Origin of the sequence: Aquamicrobium sp. LC103, from assembly GCF_001014615.2 — a bacterium.
In the GTDB taxonomy this organism is placed as follows: domain Bacteria; phylum Pseudomonadota; class Alphaproteobacteria; order Rhizobiales; family Rhizobiaceae; genus LBCQ02.
Genome location: NZ_LBCQ02000005.1, coordinates 257,909 through 275,311, shown reverse-complemented (window position 1 = coordinate 275,311; position 17,403 = coordinate 257,909). Strand labels below are relative to the sequence as shown.

Annotated in this window: 19 protein-coding genes; 11 read left to right on the top strand and 8 right to left on the bottom strand. The window is 61.4% G+C overall.

What is annotated here, in order from left to right:
• Positions 1-51 precede the first annotated feature (51 nt).
• Genes XW59_RS11900 through XW59_RS11890 form a run of 3 tightly spaced genes read left to right on the top strand, consistent with a single transcriptional unit; the run spans position 52 to position 1,764 of the window.
• A complete protein-coding gene (locus XW59_RS11900) occupies positions 52-498 on the top strand; it encodes a hypothetical protein (RefSeq protein WP_136068140.1) in 447 nt (148 codons plus the stop codon).
• Positions 422-1,123 carry a DUF3617 family protein gene (locus XW59_RS11895; RefSeq protein ID WP_170990133.1) on the top strand — a complete coding sequence of 234 codons (702 nt, stop codon included), beginning with the start codon at positions 422-424 and terminating at the stop codon, positions 1,121-1,123. Before XW59_RS11900 ends, XW59_RS11895 begins: the two co-directional genes overlap by 77 nt.
• Entirely contained in the window at positions 1,120-1,764 is a 645-nt protein-coding gene (locus tag XW59_RS11890; protein WP_047145104.1) for a hypothetical protein, read from the top strand. Before XW59_RS11895 ends, XW59_RS11890 begins: the two co-directional genes overlap by 4 nt.
• Positions 1,765-1,972: 208 nt before the next feature.
• Here the strand turns inward: XW59_RS11890 and XW59_RS11885 are convergent, their stop codons facing one another.
• The 6 genes from XW59_RS11885 to XW59_RS11860 are packed head-to-tail and all read right to left on the bottom strand — an operon-like array spanning position 1,973 to position 8,066.
• The gene (locus tag XW59_RS11885; protein WP_047145105.1) at positions 1,973-2,275 is read right to left on the bottom strand and encodes a muconolactone Delta-isomerase family protein; all 303 of its coding nucleotides are present in this window, start codon (positions 2,273-2,275) and stop codon (positions 1,973-1,975) included.
• Between the two features lie 16 nt (positions 2,276-2,291).
• On the bottom strand, positions 2,292-3,896 hold the full coding sequence (locus tag XW59_RS11880; RefSeq protein ID WP_047145106.1) for an NAD(P)/FAD-dependent oxidoreductase: 1,605 nt from the start codon (positions 3,894-3,896) through the stop codon (positions 2,292-2,294).
• Between the two features lie 29 nt (positions 3,897-3,925).
• Complete coding sequence (locus tag XW59_RS11875; RefSeq protein ID WP_047145107.1) at positions 3,926-4,915, bottom strand: ABC transporter substrate-binding protein; 990 nt, start codon at positions 4,913-4,915, stop codon at positions 3,926-3,928.
• 49 nt (positions 4,916-4,964) lie between these two features.
• Positions 4,965-5,783, bottom strand: coding sequence for an ABC transporter permease (locus XW59_RS11870; protein ID WP_052958104.1), 819 nt, complete (start codon positions 5,781-5,783; stop codon positions 4,965-4,967).
• Positions 5,780-6,712, bottom strand: a complete 933-nt coding sequence (locus XW59_RS11865; protein ID WP_246666071.1) for an ABC transporter ATP-binding protein — start codon at positions 6,710-6,712, stop codon at positions 5,780-5,782. Before XW59_RS11865 ends, XW59_RS11870 begins: the two co-directional genes overlap by 4 nt.
• The gene (locus tag XW59_RS11860; RefSeq protein ID WP_047145108.1) at positions 6,636-8,066 is read right to left on the bottom strand and encodes an aldehyde dehydrogenase family protein; all 1,431 of its coding nucleotides are present in this window, start codon (positions 8,064-8,066) and stop codon (positions 6,636-6,638) included. Before XW59_RS11860 ends, XW59_RS11865 begins: the two co-directional genes overlap by 77 nt.
• A 156-nt stretch (positions 8,067-8,222) precedes the next feature.
• On the opposite strand from XW59_RS11860, the gene XW59_RS11855 reads away from it, so the two are divergent.
• The 8 genes from XW59_RS11855 (at position 8,223) to XW59_RS11820 (ending at position 15,856) form a co-directional block, all read left to right on the top strand.
• Positions 8,223-9,122, top strand: coding sequence for a LysR family transcriptional regulator (locus XW59_RS11855; RefSeq protein WP_082137527.1), 900 nt, complete (start codon positions 8,223-8,225; stop codon positions 9,120-9,122).
• 134 nt (positions 9,123-9,256) lie between these two features.
• Positions 9,257-9,883, top strand: a complete 627-nt coding sequence (locus tag XW59_RS11850; RefSeq protein WP_047145109.1) for a TetR family transcriptional regulator — start codon at positions 9,257-9,259, stop codon at positions 9,881-9,883.
• A 110-nt stretch (positions 9,884-9,993) separates the two neighbouring features.
• Positions 9,994-11,139, top strand: coding sequence for a sn-glycerol-3-phosphate ABC transporter ATP-binding protein UgpC (gene ugpC, locus XW59_RS11845; RefSeq protein ID WP_082137528.1), 1,146 nt, complete (start codon positions 9,994-9,996; stop codon positions 11,137-11,139).
• Positions 11,109-11,957, top strand: a complete 849-nt coding sequence (locus XW59_RS11840) for a metallophosphoesterase (protein WP_047145110.1) — start codon at positions 11,109-11,111, stop codon at positions 11,955-11,957. The genes ugpC and XW59_RS11840 overlap by 31 nt, the downstream gene beginning before the upstream one ends.
• A 28-nt stretch (positions 11,958-11,985) precedes the next feature.
• Positions 11,986-13,284, top strand: coding sequence for an ABC transporter substrate-binding protein (locus tag XW59_RS11835; protein ID WP_047145111.1), 1,299 nt, complete (start codon positions 11,986-11,988; stop codon positions 13,282-13,284).
• A 55-nt stretch (positions 13,285-13,339) separates the two neighbouring features.
• Positions 13,340-14,275 carry a sugar ABC transporter permease gene (locus XW59_RS11830; RefSeq protein WP_047145112.1) on the top strand — a complete coding sequence of 312 codons (936 nt, stop codon included), beginning with the start codon at positions 13,340-13,342 and terminating at the stop codon, positions 14,273-14,275.
• On the top strand, positions 14,265-15,083 hold the full coding sequence (locus XW59_RS11825; protein WP_047145113.1) for a carbohydrate ABC transporter permease: 819 nt from the start codon (positions 14,265-14,267) through the stop codon (positions 15,081-15,083). The genes XW59_RS11830 and XW59_RS11825 overlap by 11 nt, the downstream gene beginning before the upstream one ends.
• Positions 15,083-15,856 (top strand): tyrosine-protein phosphatase, encoded by a 774-nt coding sequence (locus XW59_RS11820; protein ID WP_052958106.1) that lies wholly within the window; start codon positions 15,083-15,085, stop codon positions 15,854-15,856. The genes XW59_RS11825 and XW59_RS11820 overlap by 1 nt, the downstream gene beginning before the upstream one ends.
• A 21-nt stretch (positions 15,857-15,877) precedes the next feature.
• Here XW59_RS11820 and XW59_RS11815 read toward each other — a convergent pair whose 3' ends face one another.
• Both XW59_RS11815 and XW59_RS11810 read right to left on the bottom strand, forming a co-directional pair.
• A complete protein-coding gene (locus tag XW59_RS11815; RefSeq protein ID WP_047145114.1) occupies positions 15,878-16,702 on the bottom strand; it encodes a pyrroline-5-carboxylate reductase dimerization domain-containing protein in 825 nt (274 codons plus the stop codon).
• Complete coding sequence (locus tag XW59_RS11810) at positions 16,699-17,352, bottom strand: TetR/AcrR family transcriptional regulator (RefSeq protein WP_246666070.1); 654 nt, start codon at positions 17,350-17,352, stop codon at positions 16,699-16,701. The genes XW59_RS11815 and XW59_RS11810 overlap by 4 nt, the downstream gene beginning before the upstream one ends.
• Between the last annotated feature and the right edge of the window lie 51 nt (positions 17,353-17,403).

The window sequence follows — 17,403 nt, the reverse complement described above, 5'->3', positions numbered from 1 at the left end:
CGATAGGGGCAATGGCGTGTAATGAAGAGATTTGTCGCTCCGCTGCTTTCCATGGCCTTCCTGGCGATGCTGCTCGCCTACATGCAACTGGAACATGACCATGAGCGGATCGATCGGGAGACGGTCCTGCTCACGAACCATTGGACGGGCGAAGTCCGGCATTGCCACCGGTCTCGGAATTCCGAATTGAGCTGCCGACCAACCACTTTGGAGCCAAGGTCGTGGTATCTGGCGCTCAACCCTTTTGACAGCCCTGCGGAGCGCGCGGCAAAGCGGGGCGACAGGTCGAACCTGCTTGCCGAGCTTATCCTCTATGGCGGCTTCGGTCTCGCCATCCTTATGATCTTTGCCGGACCGGTCTGGGATTGGCGCAAAGACCGAAATCGCGCTTCCAAACGCGCCGATGGCGGATCCATGGTACATGGGGACGCAGGTTCCGGCGGCGACGGCGGCGGGGATAGCGGCGGCGATGGAGGTGGTGGTGATGGCGGCGAGTGACCGGAGAAATCGCAATGCTTGCACGCGTTTCGTGGACCTGGCGCGCAATCGTGCGCTATGTTCTTCCGCCACCCGCAAGCCGGGTCTCTGGAAAATGCGGGCGACCGGCACGGTAGGCCCAAACCAGGTCAAAGCCATAAAGAAACATTGCCTGGACGCGACCTCCGATCGCGTCCTTCACGAGCTCGAGATTCTGCGCAAGGAATTGGAAGTGGTCCACAGCGACATCGCGTGCCAAGCACCGAAATTTTCCTTGGACGGCAACGTCATGACCGGCGAGATGGGCTGCGGGAACAATTCGCTGGATGACGACGAAGCGGCCGGTATGGATTTCCGCTGGACGACGACATTCAAGAGCGACAGTGAAATTGTGAACGAGGAACATAGCCTGCCTCGCGACGTGATCTTTCATAGGGAAAACAACATGGTCGAAGAGCAGCGGTGGATCGGTGATTGTCCGGCCAATTTGAAACCGGGCGACATCGTGGATCTCGGTTTCAACTGCAACAGCGATCTGTGGCCGAACGAGAATCGCCCCGCCGACAACATTCATGAAGCTTTGAACCGAGTGGAAAAGCTGCGGCAGGAAGGCATCGAGATCAACGAGCGTCTGGGGGCGATGTGACCCATCTGGCGCGCTCGATCATGATCCCCCTCGCCGCGGTTCTCGCCCTCGGCTCGTTTCCCGATGCGCTCGCCTTCGAGCTTCCATCCGATATGCCCGCGCGCAATGGAGGGCTTTGGATTCTCGATCAGACCAGCACGATCAGCGATGGCAAGACCACATTCGCGATTCAGAAGATCTGGAATGCCTGCCTCGACACCAAAGCCGACCTCGCCCTGCATGAGCTGGAAATGCGCGAGCAGGAGGCGAGCGTTGCCAGCCTGGATGAGGCCTGCGAGGAACCGCGGCCAACGATTTCGAGCAACATCCTCTCCTGGACGATGCAATGCTCCGGCCCATCCAAGACCGAAAACAAGACAAGAAAGACGGAAGTCCAGCACACGACCACATTCGTGAGCAGCGACGAAACGCGAGCCGAAACCGTCATCGTCAATCGTGGCAATATCGCCGAAAGCCACGGCCGGTTCCTCGCACGTATGAAGCGCTTCGGGAAATGCGAGGGCGGCTTGAAGCCTGGCGAAATGACATTGGTGCATTGGCGGGTGAACGGCGAAGAGACGCTGAAGGCCCGCCAAAGCCGAAACATCTATGAAGAGATAGAGAACCGAAAAGCGTTCACTGCATCCCGGCTGGCCCGGTAATCCACTCCTTTCACGCCACCACCGCTTCGGCGGCCCCACTGTCCTGTCTTCGTAACACGGCCCACCCAGCCGGTTGTTACGCCGCAGGCGAGATGGAGACCCCGCACCCCATCTCGATGAAAAGTTGGACAAATGGGATGCGGTCCTCGAGCGGGTTCGCATTCTGATAACCCAGCTTGCCGTCGTCCGAATTCGAGGATGCTTTTCGTCAGTAGCGCAGCGGATCAACCGGATGAGAAGCCATGGGATGAACCTGCAGTTGCATGTACGGCCAGAACGGAAGACCGGTAATGATTTCGTGCAGATGCGTCGCGTCTCGCGCACGCCACAGGCCCCAGTTTTCACGGCGGCCCGGAACCCTCCACATGCGAACCAGATGTCCTTGTTCGGCCAGCACCGCGGCGTGGGCACGCTCCTTCGCAATCAAGGCCGCCACATCCTCCTCCGGCCAGCCCACAGGCCCGATAAAGCTGATATTGACGAGGAATTCGGCAAGTTTTTCATTGGCCATGTATGCTGCTCCAGTATCAGCCATTCGTTTTGATGTGCCCGGCGCTCAGGTCGCACAAAACGGCTTGAGCCGTGTTGTGTCCCGGAATTCCGGAGAAATAAGAGCCCGGCCACGTGCCCACTCCGCTAAGGTAGAGGCCGTTCATGGGCGTGCGGTATCGGTGCAGGCCCGGCTGTGGCCGCATCCAGAATTGATTGATCGGCATCATGTCGAGATGGGCGATGTTCGCGCCGAAAAGGCCGTGATCCGCTTCAAACGTCGCGGCGTCTATGCAGGTATATTGCTCCACTATGCCCGGCAGGTTTGGGATCCATTCGGACATGATCCGGATCACGTTCGCGACCACCTTGTCCTTGTCCACGATGACTGGCTCCCCGCCGCCGCGGTGGGGAGCTCCGCCAAGGTTGATGCTCAATATATGCTTGCCGTCGGGCGCCATATCCGGCGAGGTCATCGAATGGCACAGCCCCCAGATCAGAGGCCGTTCCGGCATGGACCCGCGAAGCATGTCGGCATGGCAATCATCGAGATAATCGAGCGTGGGAGCGATACGGAGCTGTGCGGTCGCGAGTAGCCTGGCCTCGTCGTCATCGCGCGCCGCCGCATAGCGCGGAACGTCGCCAAGCGCGAGCACGATCTTGAAGGCGCTTCCTGCAGGCGGAGTTTGCCGCGCGGCGCATTTGATGGCTTTCCAGTCTTCGTTCGCGCTTTCCACCGCCCGGATCGTCAGATGGGGGTGCATCGCGGAGACGACGATCGGGGCGGTGAAGCTGCATCCATCCGAAAGAAGGACGACGGGGGCTCCGTTTTCGTCGAAGATGCCCGCGACCTCGGCTTCGCGATGGATTTTCACTCCCATCGCCTCGACCGAGCGGACCAGGGCCGCGGCGATGGCACCCATGCCGCCTATCGCGAGACCGGTCGAGCCCCGCAACGGCATTCGTCGCGGATCATCCGCTGCATCGCTCTTCAGGGACGCAAGCGACAGCGGACGCATCATGAGATTGAACGGGGTACCCGGTGTCGAAGGCCCCACGAGACCACTTACGACGGAAAGCGGACCCATGATTGCCTGGGTCTCGGGTGCCAACCCGAAATGTTCGAACAAGCCTCGTACGCTACCGAAGAATATCCGGGAAAACGCTTCCTCATCCTCGACAGTGCGAAGATTACGCGTCAGTTCCTGCAACGTGGGAGGTTCGCGATATATCGAAATGCCGAGGCGTTCCGCGAACGCATTCAGGTACTCGAAAACAGCGTGATATCGGCCGCTCTCGCCCTTGGCGAAGGTCTCCAGTTGCGCATCCACCCGCTCCCGTTCCCTCCAGCCGACGAAGAGGCGCCCCTCCGTCAGAGGATGAACCAGTGTCGGGTTCGGCCGCACGAATTGAAGGCCGTGCTTTTCGAGCGCAAAGTCGCTGACGATACGAGGTTCCAACGATCCGGGGGAATTGGCGATCGCGGAATAGTACCCGGGAAAGAATTCCCGGGTTGCCGCCGGCCCTCCCAGAAATGACGACCTTTCGAGCACGGTGACGGCCAATCCCGCGCGGGCCAGGTAGCCCGCGCAGACGAGGCCATTGTGTCCGCCGCCGATCACGATCACATCTGGATTGCCCAATGGTCAGCCCCCTCGTTCGGATTTCAGAGTTATTCGGCGGGTACGAATTCGTTGGTGTAGAAATCCGTCACCTCGTAGCTTCCGCCGATCTCGCCGACCTCGGCGAGCGTCTTCAGCAGATCCACCCACATCTGCTCCGACTGCTGCCCCCAATCGGGGCTTTGCGAGTCGGCCGAGATAGCGAGCAGGCCGTTGAAGTAGTCCACGCAAGCCTCCTGCTTGTGCGTGAGCTGGAGTTTTTCGCGTGCAAGCTCGCATGCGGCCGGCACGTCCGAAGCCGCGTCCTGCCACGATTTTTTCACCGCGCGCAGAAATCCTTTGACGAGTTCGGGATGGCGTTTTGCGAAATCCGTGTTCACCGAATATCCAAAGCCAAGCAGCGGAACTCCGTAATCGGCAAGGGCGAAGATTTCCGGTTCCTGGCCTGTTCCGCGAACGATGGCTCCATACGCAAATCCGTCGCCGCTGATGACGTCGATGCTGCCGGACAAAAGTGCGGCCTGCTTTGCGTTGGCGTCCAGGGAGATGACGTTCAGGTCGAACTCGGAGAGGTCGTTGACGGCGCGGAATATCCTCAGGCTCAGCTGGTCCGAACCTCCTGGCGTACTGCCTATACGGTAGCCTTTCAGCGCTTCAACATCGGCCAGATTGACCTTGTCGGCGAGGCCGATGAAGGAAGCCGCCGTCTTGATTTGATAAACCGCGGCGACCTCGATCGGAACGCCCTTCGATATCGCGACGGCTGCGTTCGTCGTGTTGATGTGGGCAATGTCGTAATTGCCCTCCCCCAACATGATTGCAGTCGTGCCCGAGCCACGGCCGGGCTCCATGACCAGATCGATCCCTTCGTCCTTGAAGTATCCCTTTTCCTGACCGATCACGAGCGGTGCGTGATAGGGTAGATAACCCCAATCCAGTCCGAGGCGGATTTGCTCCTGGGCGAAGGCAGGTTGGCAGAAGGCGACGGTTGCAAGCAGATAGGCAGAAATGCGCGACATGGCGTTGTCCTTTCTGTTCATGAGATTGCCTCACGAAACATCCACTGAAGGCCTGAGATGAGAGATTTCACTAGTGTTGGCCGCGTTGGCTCGCGTGCCAGGGAATGCATTTCTTCTCGATGAGCTCGGCCGTGTACCAGGCGGCGATGCCGAAGGCCGAGACGAGAAAGACGGCGGCGAATGCGAGATCGATGGACATGCTGCCGACGGCCTGGATCAGCACGTAACCGAGGCCGCGGTTCGAAGCCACGAATTCTCCGATGACCGCCCCCACCGGAGCAAGCGTGGCGCCAAGTTTGATGCCGGTGAAAATATTCGGAAGTGCATTGGGCAGCTTGATCTTCCACATCACCTTCATCGGCCCCGCTCCCATCGAACGGACCAGATGCAGAAGATCGGGGTCGGCCGATTTCAGCCCCATCACCGTATTCACCACGATGGTGAAGAAGGTGAAGAACACGACGAAGATGATTCCGCTCTTGATGCCAAAGCCGATCCAGACGAGCAGCAGCGGCGCGACGACAACTTTCGGGACCGCATGGGAAATCACCAGCCACGGATACACGATGCGATCGACGAGCGGAGATGCTGCAATCGCAATCCCGAGGACGACGCCAAGCACGAGCGCCATCGTAAACCCCGATACGGCAGAGAGCGCCGTGTATCCCAGATTGGTCATCAGGAACGACCAGCGAGCAATCAACGCCTCGACTATGGCGGTCGGCGCCGGCAGCAAGTAGGTCGGAACTTCCAGCGTTCTGACCAATAGTTCCCACAGGATCAGGCCGACGAGGGCGCTTGCAATCGGAAGCCCCGCATTTCGCAACATCTTTCGCCGCCTTCGCGCGGCAATCGAGAGGCCTGATGACGTGTCGATGATCGCGCTCATGCCGCCAGAACTCCCTCTTTCTCGAAGAGAACGCGTATGCGCCGCGCAATTGCGGTGAATTCCGGTTCCTCGCGAATGCTGAGCGGTCGCGGCTTCGGCATCTCGATGTCGATCACGTCCAGGACTCGTCCGGGTCTCGCCGACATGACGACGACCCGATCGGACAGATAGACGGCCTCGGCGATGCTGTGCGTGATCAGAAGCGTGCTGACCTGTTCATGCTGTTGCAGGCGTTGAAGGATGACGTTCATCTGGTCACGCGTCATCGCATCGAGCGCGCTGAACGGCTCGTCGAGCAGGAGCAGCGACGGCTTCAGCAAGAGCGCACGTGCTATTGCCACGCGCTGCCGCATGCCGCCCGACAATTCATAGGGAAAGCGATTGAGGAAATCGCCAACCCCGAGCTCTGTCAGAAGTCCGATGGCTCGTGCGCGCATTTCACCATCGTTGCGGCGCGCCAGCTCCGCCGGAAGCATGACGTTGTCGATGACGTTGCGCCAATCGAGGAGCAGATCGCGCTGAAAGACGATGCCCATATCGGGCACCGGCCCGGTTATCGCTCGCCCATCGATGACGACCCGACCTCCACTGGCGGGGTCGATGCCGGCCAATATGCGCAGCAGCGTGCTCTTGCCGCAGCCGGATGGTCCCACGACGCTCAGGATCGCGCCCTTCTCGAAGCCGAAGCTCACCGGATCGAGCGCCCTGACATTCCCCGTGTCCGTCACATAGGTTTTTTGAACGCCAAAGAGTTCGACGACGGGCCGAGTGTCACCGATAGATAAGCTATTCACCGTTGTTCCCCCTTGTTCAGCCGGCTGACTTGCGCAGCCGTGGAGCCGTTCCTTCCAGTTATGCTGCTTCGTAACCAACCATTCCTTTGACTTCGAGAAACTCCTCGAGTCCGAATTCGCCATATTCACGGCCATTGCCGGATTGCTTGTAGCCGCCGAAAGGTCCGTTGAGATCGACCGGCGCATAGTTGATCAGCACGCTGCCGGCGCGCAGGCGCCTGGCAACGCGACGTGCACGTTCCCTGTCGCCGGATTGAACGTAGGCCGTCAGACCGTAGACGGTATCGTTGGCAATCCGCACGGCATCATCCTCGTCCTCGTAGGACAGGATGGACAGGACCGGACCGAATATCTCTTCCCTGGCGATGCGCATCCATGGCTGGACATCCGCAAAGACGGTCGGGCGCACGAAGTAGCCACGCGTAATTCCCTCAGGCATCCCGGCGCCTCCTGCTACCAGCGTCGCGCCCTCTTCGATGCCTGATCTGATCAATTCCTGGATCCGCTCATATTGACGCTTGCTGATGACCGGCCCGATCTCGGTGGCCTCGTGCAGCGGGTCGCCGACGCGCAGCGCGGAAGCGGCAGTTCCTGCTATAGCTGCAACCCGCTCCTTTTCATGTACCGGCACCAGCATTCGCGTGGGCGCTGAACAGGACTGGCCGGCATTGCGCATGCACGCCAGTGTTCCGCGCGACACCGCCTCATCCAAATCGACGTCGGGCAACAAAATGTTCGGAGCCTTGCCGCCGAGCTCCAGGCTCACACGCTTGATCGTCCTCGCGGCCGCCTCGGAGACGGCAACGCCCGCGCGTGTCGATCCGGTCAAGGATATCATGTCGATGTCGGGATGCGCCGCCATGGCCTGGCCGATGGTTTCGCCGGTGCCGTTGACAAGATTGAAGACGCCCGGCGGAACACCAGCCTCGTCGAGCACTTCGGCAAAGGCGACCGCGCTCAAGGGGGCCAGCTCGCTCGGCTTCAAAACCATCGTGCATCCGGCCGCCAGCGCCGGAAGGACCTTGCAGACGATCTGGTTGATCGGCCAGTTCCACGGCGTGATCAGACCGACAACGCCGATCGCCTCGCGACGCCTCATCGTCGTGCCCTTGAGGCTCTCGAATTCATAGGCATCGAGAACCTCGATCATCTTGTTGAGATGCGAAATACCGGTTCCGGCCTGGACATTGCGCGCAAACATCCCGGGTGCGCCCATTTCCAGGGTGATGAGATCGCCGATCCGCTCTCGTTGAGCGGTGTAGACGGCAAGCACCCGCTTCAAAAGGGCAAGCCGCTCCTCCTTGGTCGTTGCGGCGAAACCGGCTTGCGCCCGACGGGCGGCCGCAACCGCCTTGTTCAGGTCGGCCGGGCTTCCGGACGCTATCCTTGCGACGATTTCCTCGTTCGCGGGATTGATCACGTCAATGCAATCGGGCTGTTCGGGTGCGACCCATTCGCCATCGATGTAGAATTTCAAAAGGTTCAACATTGGTCTGTGGCCACCCGCATTTCTCAGGCACTCGCCTGCAGTCCGACAAGGCTTTTTCGTCCTTCACGCTGGCAGGGTTGCAATTTAGGTTTGATCAGTCAAACTCAAACTTATGCACATTTGTTCATGTAAACTGAACACTTCGGAGAGTCATAAATGCTGAGCCTGGGCAATTTGCGCGTATTGGTTGCTGTTGCGGAAACAGGCGGTGTACGCGCGGCCGCAAAGCGGCTGAACAGAACCCCTTCAGCGATTTCGATGAGCTTGAAACAGCTTGAAGACTCTCTCGGCTCTCCCCTCTTCGAGGGGGATCGCAAGATACACCCGACCAAGTTCGGTCACTTCACGATCGAAGCGGCGCTCGATCTCCTCAAACACTACGACAATGTTTGCGCGAGCATCCTGGCCTATTCGCGCGACGAGATAAGCCGCTGCACGGCGGCGAGCGTTACCTCGTTCGCCGCGGCCGTCCTGCCGGAGGCGATACGTCTTGTTAAGGCGCGTTCGAAAAATTTCGAGGTCATGCTTCGCGAGATCCATTCCAACCGAATGGCGGACGCGGTTGCGGAGGGGCTAGTCGATGTCGGGTTTGGCAGAATAGGGATGGTTCGGCCCGATGTCCTCGCCACGCCCCTTTTCACGGATAGATACAGCCTCGTATGTCATGCCGGACATCCGCTCACGAAACTCTCGCGGCCGCTTGAATGGTGCGAGATCGAGCGGGAGCCATTCATCAGTTTTGACAGCTACGCGGACCACGATTGTGCAGGACTTGCAAAATTATCCAAGTCCGCTCGCTTCTACGTTTCAAGCGCCTCTTCGGCATTTGCTCTCGTGAGTGCCGAAATCGGCGTCGCGATCCTGCCGCAGATGGCATCCCACGTCGCGCCTACCACCGTTCGGTTCCTGCAGATCAACGATCCCGCCGCCTCCAGAGTCGTCGGCGTTCTGGTACGCCGGGGCAAGAAGCTGTCGCCGGCGACAAAAATGCTCATCGAAACCAGCAGGGAAGTCCTTTCCAGAACCGACAGCTCACTCAAGCAGCATGAAGCCTAGATTGGTTCGAAGCCCACCCCTGCCCCATTGCCGTCGCTTACCACGACGTGATCGGGGAAACCGGGCGAGGCGGTCATCAAGCGGAAACAGTGAGGGAATATCGTTGGCGATGGTCCTGACACTGGATTCGTTCCATGAACCCCACCGCCACCAAGCTCATCGATGTCTGCGAACAACTTCTCTGCGAGATAGACAGCATTGACGAACTAACCGCCCGTCGTCTTGCGACGCGCGCTGGAACGACGCCCTCGTCCGTCAGCTATCATTTCGGCTCACAGGAACAACTGGTCATCGCCACCGCCGAGCGCGTCTACAAACGGCTCAATGCGGAGCGGCTGTCGCAGCTCAACGCGGCCGCGCAGCACGCATCGCCTAATCCGCCGGCGCTCGAGGACATCATCGCGGCGCTGATCGGCCCCTCGGTGCGCTGGAGCCTCGAACCGGGCTCCAGATATCCGGTGCTTTCCCATTTCACGGCAATGGCGCAGCGCGGCGGCAATCCCGAACTCTACCGTCACGTCATCGAAGGTATTGAGCACCATCGTGTGTTCATGCCCTATTTCCGGCTGCTTGCCCCTTGGCTTAGCGAAGCGGAAATCGGCTGGCGCATGAGTTGCGCCCTCGGCATCCGCTCTCAGGTTACACGCAGCCGTCTGCGCAACGAGGTGCTGACCAATCACACCATCGACTTCTCCAACGCCGGCGAAGTCATCGATCATATCGTCGCCGTGGTCGCTCCCATGTTCCGCAAACCTGCCTGACACCGGCCAAGTTTTGCACAGCCTCGAACAGCGTTCGAGAACCGTCATTCAACCATCAAGAGGCCCCGGTATCCCAACGCCATCGCTGAATCGCAAATGGGCATCCGGCAATGGCATCGATAGACATCCGCTCCGTTCACAAGCTCTACGGCAAGACGCCGGCCGTGCGGGGCGTGGACCTTAGCGTGAACGACGGCGAGTTCGTCGTCATCCTGGGCCCGTCGGGCTGTGGCAAGTCCACGCTTCTGCGCATGATCGCCGGCCTCGAGGACATCAGCGCCGGCGAAATCGCCATCGACGAACGCGCGGTCAACGAGGTGGAGCCGGCGCGGCGCGGCTGCGCCATGGTGTTTCAGAACTACGCGCTCTATCCCCACATGAGCGTGGCGCAGAATATCGGCTATGCGCTCAAGGTTTCGGGCGTGCCGCGCAAGGAGCGCGAGGAGCGCGTCGCCCGCATCGCCGCCATGCTGGGTCTGGAACATCTGCTCGACCGCAAGCCCTCAGCCCTGTCGGGCGGGCAGCGGCAACGCGTGGCGATGGGCCGCGCCATGGTGCGCCAGCCGGGCATCTTCCTGTTCGACGAACCGCTCTCCAATCTCGACGCCAAGCTGCGCATCCAGATGCGCCTCGAAATCAAGCGCCTCCATCGCGAACTGAAGACCACCAGCGTGTTCGTGACCCACGACCAGATCGAGGCGATGACGCTGGCCGACAAGCTGGTGGTCATGAGGGACGGGCTGATCGAGCAGGCAGGTACGCCCGCAGAGGTCTATCGCCAGCCGCAAAGCCGCTTCGTGGCGAGTTTCCTCGGTTCGCCGCCAATGAACTTCCTGCCTGCCACCATCGACGCGACCGGACGTGCCCACGTCGCCGGTGACATCGTTCCATGGCCGCAACTGGTCTGGAACCTGCCCAAGGGCACCCGCATCGACATCGCCTTTCGCCCGGCGGCAACGCGGCTTTCGAGCAATTTCGACCGCGCGGACGTGCTGCCGTTCACGCCCGAGATGGTCGAGGACCTGGGCAGCGAACTTCATCTTCACGGAATGGTCGCGGGCACTTCGGTCGCAATCGCGCTGCCGCTCGACACCGATCTGCCGTCCGATCCATTCGGCATCGTCGTGCATGACGGTGCCGTCCACGCCTTCCTGAACGAGGACGGCCGCCGGGTCGACCCTCAGACCACCGGCATCAGGATCATCGAGAAAACCGGAGCAGACACATGTCTCGAGAAGTCACTTTCATTCATCTGACCGACCTTCACATCGGCGATCCCGCTACCGACGATCACCTGTTCAACAACACGGTGGACACACTCAGGCAGGTGCTTGCGCAGGTTGCCACGATCGAGCCGAAGCCGAGCTTCCTCGTCGCCAGCGGCGATCTCACCAATCGCGGCGACACGGAAAGCTATGCCCTGCTCAAGCAGGTCATGGAGGCTACAGACCTGCCGGTCGTCTACGCCATCGGCAATCATGATACGCGCGACGGCTTCTATACCGGAATGGGCATTGAAGCCGGCCCACCCGGTGCGCCCTACTTCCATGACCGCGTGATCGACGACATCCACATCATCACGCTCGATTCAAGCACGCCGGGCTATATCGGCGGCTCCATCGAGGACGAGCAGTTCGAATGGCTGGCATCCGCGCTCGATACGCATCCGGAGCTTCCGAAGCTGATCGTGTCGCACCACCCGCCGGCACTTGGCGAAGGGCCCGACGATGCCCACTGGCGTCACATCGCCTACGAGCATTCCGCGCGGCTGGCAGGCCTGCTCAAGGGCCGCAACATCATCGGCATTCTGAGCGGTCACATCCATCACGACCGTGTCTCCATCTGGAACGGCGTGCCGGTCGTCGTCGGAATGGGCCAGCATGCGGCCACCGACATCCTGCGTGCGGACGTCCTGCGGATGGTGCGCGGCTCATCCTTCGCCATCGGCACGATCCGCAGCAGCGGGCTGTCGGTCGCATTCGTCCCGTTGCCCACCGACCGCGCCGAACTCAACGTCTACCCGCTGGAGATGCTTCGCCAGCGGGCGGCGGCCGTGCCAGTGGCGGCCGAATAGGTTCTCCCTTGTCTGAAAGGACGCCCTTATGATCCGCAGAAAATTCCTCGCCATCGCGGTTTCGGCGTGCATGGCGCTGTCCGGCACGCTCGGCACCGCCAGCGCTCAGATGGCCGAGAGCGTCACCGAGCCGGTGACGATTTCCTTCTACAACTACAACCTGGCTACGGCCGGCATCGGCCGCGAGGCGACGCTCGAACTCATAGCGGCGTTCGAAAAGGCCAATCCGATGATCAAGGTCGAGCCCATCGGCGCCCCCTCCAACGAGGTGCTGAGCCGCGTGCAGGCCGACATGGTGGCCGGGCAGGACGTCGATGTCGCGCAACTCGTCTTCCGCGACCTCATCTACGCCGCCGAACAGCTCGGCGCGCAGCCTCTCGAAGATATCGCCGGCGAGGACCTGACGGCCCACGCGGCCGGCTTTGTGCCGTCCGGTCTCGCTCTTGGCCAGGTGGACGGCAAGACCTACGGCCTTGCCTATGTTTTCTCCACGCCGGTGATGTTCATCAACCGGGATCTGTTCCACGAGGCGGGACTCGATCCCGATCAGCCGCCGCGCACCTGGGAAGAGGTCAAGGCTGCCGGCAAGGCGATCGCCGAGAAGGCCGGCAAGCACGGCTTCTTTCCGGGCGCCTATGGTCCGACCGACGGCACCTTCGTCTACCAGTCGATCGTGATGTCCAATGGCGGGAAGGTCCGTGAGGGCAACATCCTCGCCTTCGCCGAGAAGGATCAGGCGGATGCCGTGGCTATGCTGCGCGACCTGATGGATGCCGGCGCCCATGCGCGCATCGATGTCGGCGCTCATCTCGATACGTTCCAGTCAGGCAATCTCGGCATGTTCCTTTACACCTCCGCCGTGCTGAATCGTCTGGAAAGCGCGGCCGAAGGCAATTTCGAGCTGGGGCTTGCTCCGATGCCCGCCTTTGGCGAGAAGCCGACCGCGCCGACCAATTCCGGCTCCGCCATCTTCATGTTCTCGCAGGATCCGGTAAAGCAGCGCGCGGCATGGGAGTTGATGAAGTTCCTCACCTCCGATGAGGCCTACACCATCATCACCACCAAGATCGGCTATCTGCCGCTGCGCCTCGGCACGCTCGACGACCCGCGCTATCTCAAGGCGTGGATCGAGACGAATCCTAAATACCGCGCCAATCTCGAGCAACTCGAACGCCTGACCCCCAATGTCGCCTTCGGCGGTCCGAACTATCGTCAGGTCGAGAACATGATGAAGGATGCGATGACCGAAGCGGTCTTCGGCACCGGTGATCCCCACGAAGTGCTGCGCGCGGCCCAGGAACGCGCCCAGCCGCTGATGCCGAACTGAGAGCGCCAACCAGCGCCGGAGCCTTGCGCTCCGGCGCCAGATTTTTCCGATCGAGATGACCGATACCGTTCTCGCCGTTCCTCACGCCGTACCGCGCCGGGCCCTACCCTTTCGGCTTCGCGCCGCCGAGCCGTGGCTCTATCTGGTGCCCGCGCTCGCCGTGCTCGTGATCTGGACCTATGTGCCGCTGCTGAAGGCTTTCGAACTGTCCTTTTACCAGTGGAACATGCTGCCGCGCTCTCAGCCGCGCTATGTCGGCTTCGATAACTACGCCAATCTCCTCACGCTGCCGGACATGCGTCGGGCGGTGGTCAACACCGTCCTTTATACGCTCGGGCTGCTGCCGCTTTCGGTCGGCGTGCCGCTTGCGGTCGCACTTCTGACGGCAAGCCTGAAAGGACCGATGCGCAACGTCTACCGCGCACTCATCTTCGTGCCGATGATCGTCGCACCGATCGTCGCCGCCATCGTATGGCGCTGGCTGCTGAACGAAGATCATGGGCTGGTGAATGCCTGGCTGCGTGGACTGGGCTTCGACGCCGTGGGCTTCCTGCGCGATCCACAAGTGGCCTTGTGGACGTTGGTGTGGATCACCGGCTGGAAGCTGATCGGTTTCTCCACGCTGCTGTTTGCCGCCGCCGACAGCGCCATCAGTCCGAGTTATGTCGAGGCGGCGCGCATGGACGGCGCGCGACCGTGGCAGATCTTGCGCGACATCCGCCTGCCGCTGCTGTCGCCAACCATCCTGCTGCTCACCATGATGACCATCCTCTTCGGGGCGCAATGGAGCTTCGTCTACATCAATGCATTGACCGGCGGCGGGCCGCTGGGGTCGACCACCAACGTCTACTACCTGATGTGGGAATATGGCTTCATGACCATGTCGGCCGGCTGGAGCACGGCCGCGGGCGTCCTCGTCTTCCTCGTCTTCGGCTTTATCGCGCTCGCCTGTCTCGCCCTCATGAAGAGGCTCGCCGTCTATGACGAATAACGACCGACTGACGCGTCTCAGCGCCCATGCCGTGATGGTGGCGCTGTCGGCTCTCGCTCTCTTTCCGGTCTATTGGATGGTTCAAACCTCCTTTCGGCCGCCCAACGAAATCTTTTCGACCAGCTTCTGGCCATCCGCTCCGACGCTCGACAATTATCGCGACGTCATGGCCGCGATGCCGATCCTGGCGATCCTGTGGAACACCTTCGTCATGGCGACGGCCACCACGCTGGCGCAGGTTGCCACGGGGCTGCTTGCGGCCTGGGCGCTGGTGCGTTGGCGCTTTCCTGGCGGGCGGCTCGCTCATTCGCTCATCGCGCTGTCGTGGCTGGTGCCGTTCCAGGTGGTGATGATCCCCAATTACGTGCTGGCGACGAAACTTGGCCTGCTCGACAGCCTCGCGGGCCTCGTCATCCCCAATGCGGCAGCGGCCTTCGCGGTGCTGGTGCTCTACAATGCGATGCGCGGATTTCCCCGCGAGGTCGTCGAGGCCGCCCGCATGGACGGCGCGGGCAGCCTGCGCACCTTGCTGGAAGTCGTCATCCCCAACCTGCGCGCGCCCCTCGCCTCGATCGCGATCCTCTGCTTCATTTCGGCATGGAACGACTATTTCTGGCCGCTGCTGCTCATCCGCAAGATCGAGAATTCCGTCGTACAGATCGGCCTGCAGTTCTTCATGACCCAGGAAGGTAATGACTGGGGGCTGCTGATGGCGGCCGCCACACTGGCATCATTGCCGATACTCGGCATATATCTCGCCCTGCAGAGGCAAGTCGTCGAATCCTTCATGAAATCCGGTATACGCTGATGACCCCTTATGAACGTCACATCCGCCTCGACGGCGCCCACAATGTCCGCGACCTTGGCGGTTACGCCACCGCGGCGGGCGGCACGACACGCTGGCGCTCGTTCCTGCGCGCCGATGCGCTGCACGAACTGAACTCCGACGACATCCAGATGCTGCTGCAACTTGGGCTGCGCACGGTCATCGACCTGCGCAGCGACGGGGAAATTGCGCGCCAGCCGAGCGTCTTCGCCGATCACGAGGAAGTGCGCTATCATCACGTCCCGCTGTTCGACGGGCTTGCGCCGGTCGACGCGATGATGACCGACACGAGCGGATTCGATCTCGCTGCCCGCTACATCGAAGCAGCCGACCGATGCCATCCGGCGATCGCCAGGGTGGCGCTCACCATTGCGCATGCGGAAAAGGGCATTGTCCTCTTCAATTGCACGGCAGGCAAGGACAGAACCGGCATCGTCGCAGCCATGCTCCTGTCGCTGGCGGGCGTCGATGATGACCAGATCGCGGCCGACTACGCGATGACGGCCACCATAGCCGGCGCGCTGATGGAGAAGCTCAAGGGGCATGCCGTGGCGCGAGGCCTCGACGAAACAGTGTCGAGCAGGCTTCTGGCCAGTGAACCAGCGGCGATGTTGAGCTTCCTGCGGCATATGGACGAGCGCTATGGCGGCTTTGCCGCCTATCTGACCGATCGCGTTGCAGACGCCGACGGCATCCACATCATCAGGAAACGGATGTTAGCCGGCATCGCCCAGCCATTCGCCAACAACCGTTGAGATTGTCTCCGCCTTGGCGATTCACGCAGATCCGGTGGGCCGACCCCTCGCACCGTCCATCGCCGTCGCGGCCGAGGCGGCCGCATCGAGCCCGGCATGGACCGCTTCGGCAAACCCGTCATGCATCATCCGCCTCAGCCCCGCCGCGGTCGTCCCATCGTAGTCGATGAAGGTCCGAACCGCCTGCTCGGGCGTGGCATCGCCCATGGTCAGAAGGCGGCTTGCATTGCAGACGACCCCAATGACCGCTCGCCGCGCGATTTCAGGCGGCAGTCCCCGCGCCTGCGCATGAGACATCATCGCGCTGGCAAGCAAGGCGGGAAACGCAGGACCCGATCCGCTGAGCCCGGTCAGATAATCGAGCTGGTCCTCGCTGGCGACCTCGTCGGCCGTGCCGCAGCTCTCGAACAGCGCGCTGATGAAGGCGCGGTCCTGCTCTGTCACGCCGGCGCCGGCCAGCCACGGCGTATACGACAACCCTATCTCGGCAGCGGCGTTCGGCATCGACCTGACCAAACGGGCCGTTCCCAGGCGGGATCGAAGCGTGTTCATCGACACGCCGGCCATCACCGAAATCGCAAGCTTTCCAGTTAGGTCGAGCGCAAGCTCGAAGAACTGGTGAGGGCGCACGGACAGAATGACGACATCGCTTCGTCGAATCAGATCCTCGTTGTCGGCCGTCCACTCCACGGCAGGCCATTGCGCAAGCCGGCCAGCCCTGGGAGATCGCGATGAGACGATCAAGGCGTTCTCGGAGACCGCGCCGGCGGCGAGCGCCTGCGAGGCGATGGATCCGCCGAGCCACCCGCCTCCGCCGATTATGCCGACCGTGGGCGCCCGGCTCATCGTTTCCTCCGCGGCTTTCCGCTTTCTGCCGCCGCGTCGAGCGAAAAACCATGTCTTGCCGCGAATCTCTCCATCTCGCGCCGCTCCGGAACCTGTCCCGTGAATATCTCGACATAGTCCGGGATGCGCTTCATGCGTTCGGCGATCTCCTCCTGCGTATTCATCGAGATATAGCCGATCTGGACGAGATAGATGGTACGGGCGCGGACGTCCGCGGAGTGCTCCGGATAGCCGAAGCGGACGAACATCTCCCTGAGCGCGCCGATCCTGGCGGCATCCGCCGCCTCGACTTCGGCCGCGACTTCGGAGGACTGAAGCGCCCAACTACGGACTGCGAACTCGAACTGCGAGTCGAAGAGGGACCGGTCAAGCCAGCAATCGAAGACGTTCAGCATGGCTTCCGCGACGCTCTCTGCATAAGCCGCGCAGCGCCGGCCTATGCCGTCGGTATTCTTCGACTTCCAGCTCTGCAGGAGGGCGGCGAGCAAGGCTTCGCGATCAGCGAAGAACCAGTAGAAGCTGGTGCGCGAAAGGTTGAGCTTGTTCGCGAGCGGAAGGATTCTGACCGCATCCACTCCGGAATCGATCAGCGCCTCATAGGCAACGGACAGCCAGACCTCCCTGGACCCTCGCCAGGTTACCTCATTCACGCGCATCTCCCTTCGCATTCAACGACATAGCAAGATGAGCCCGCTGTACAG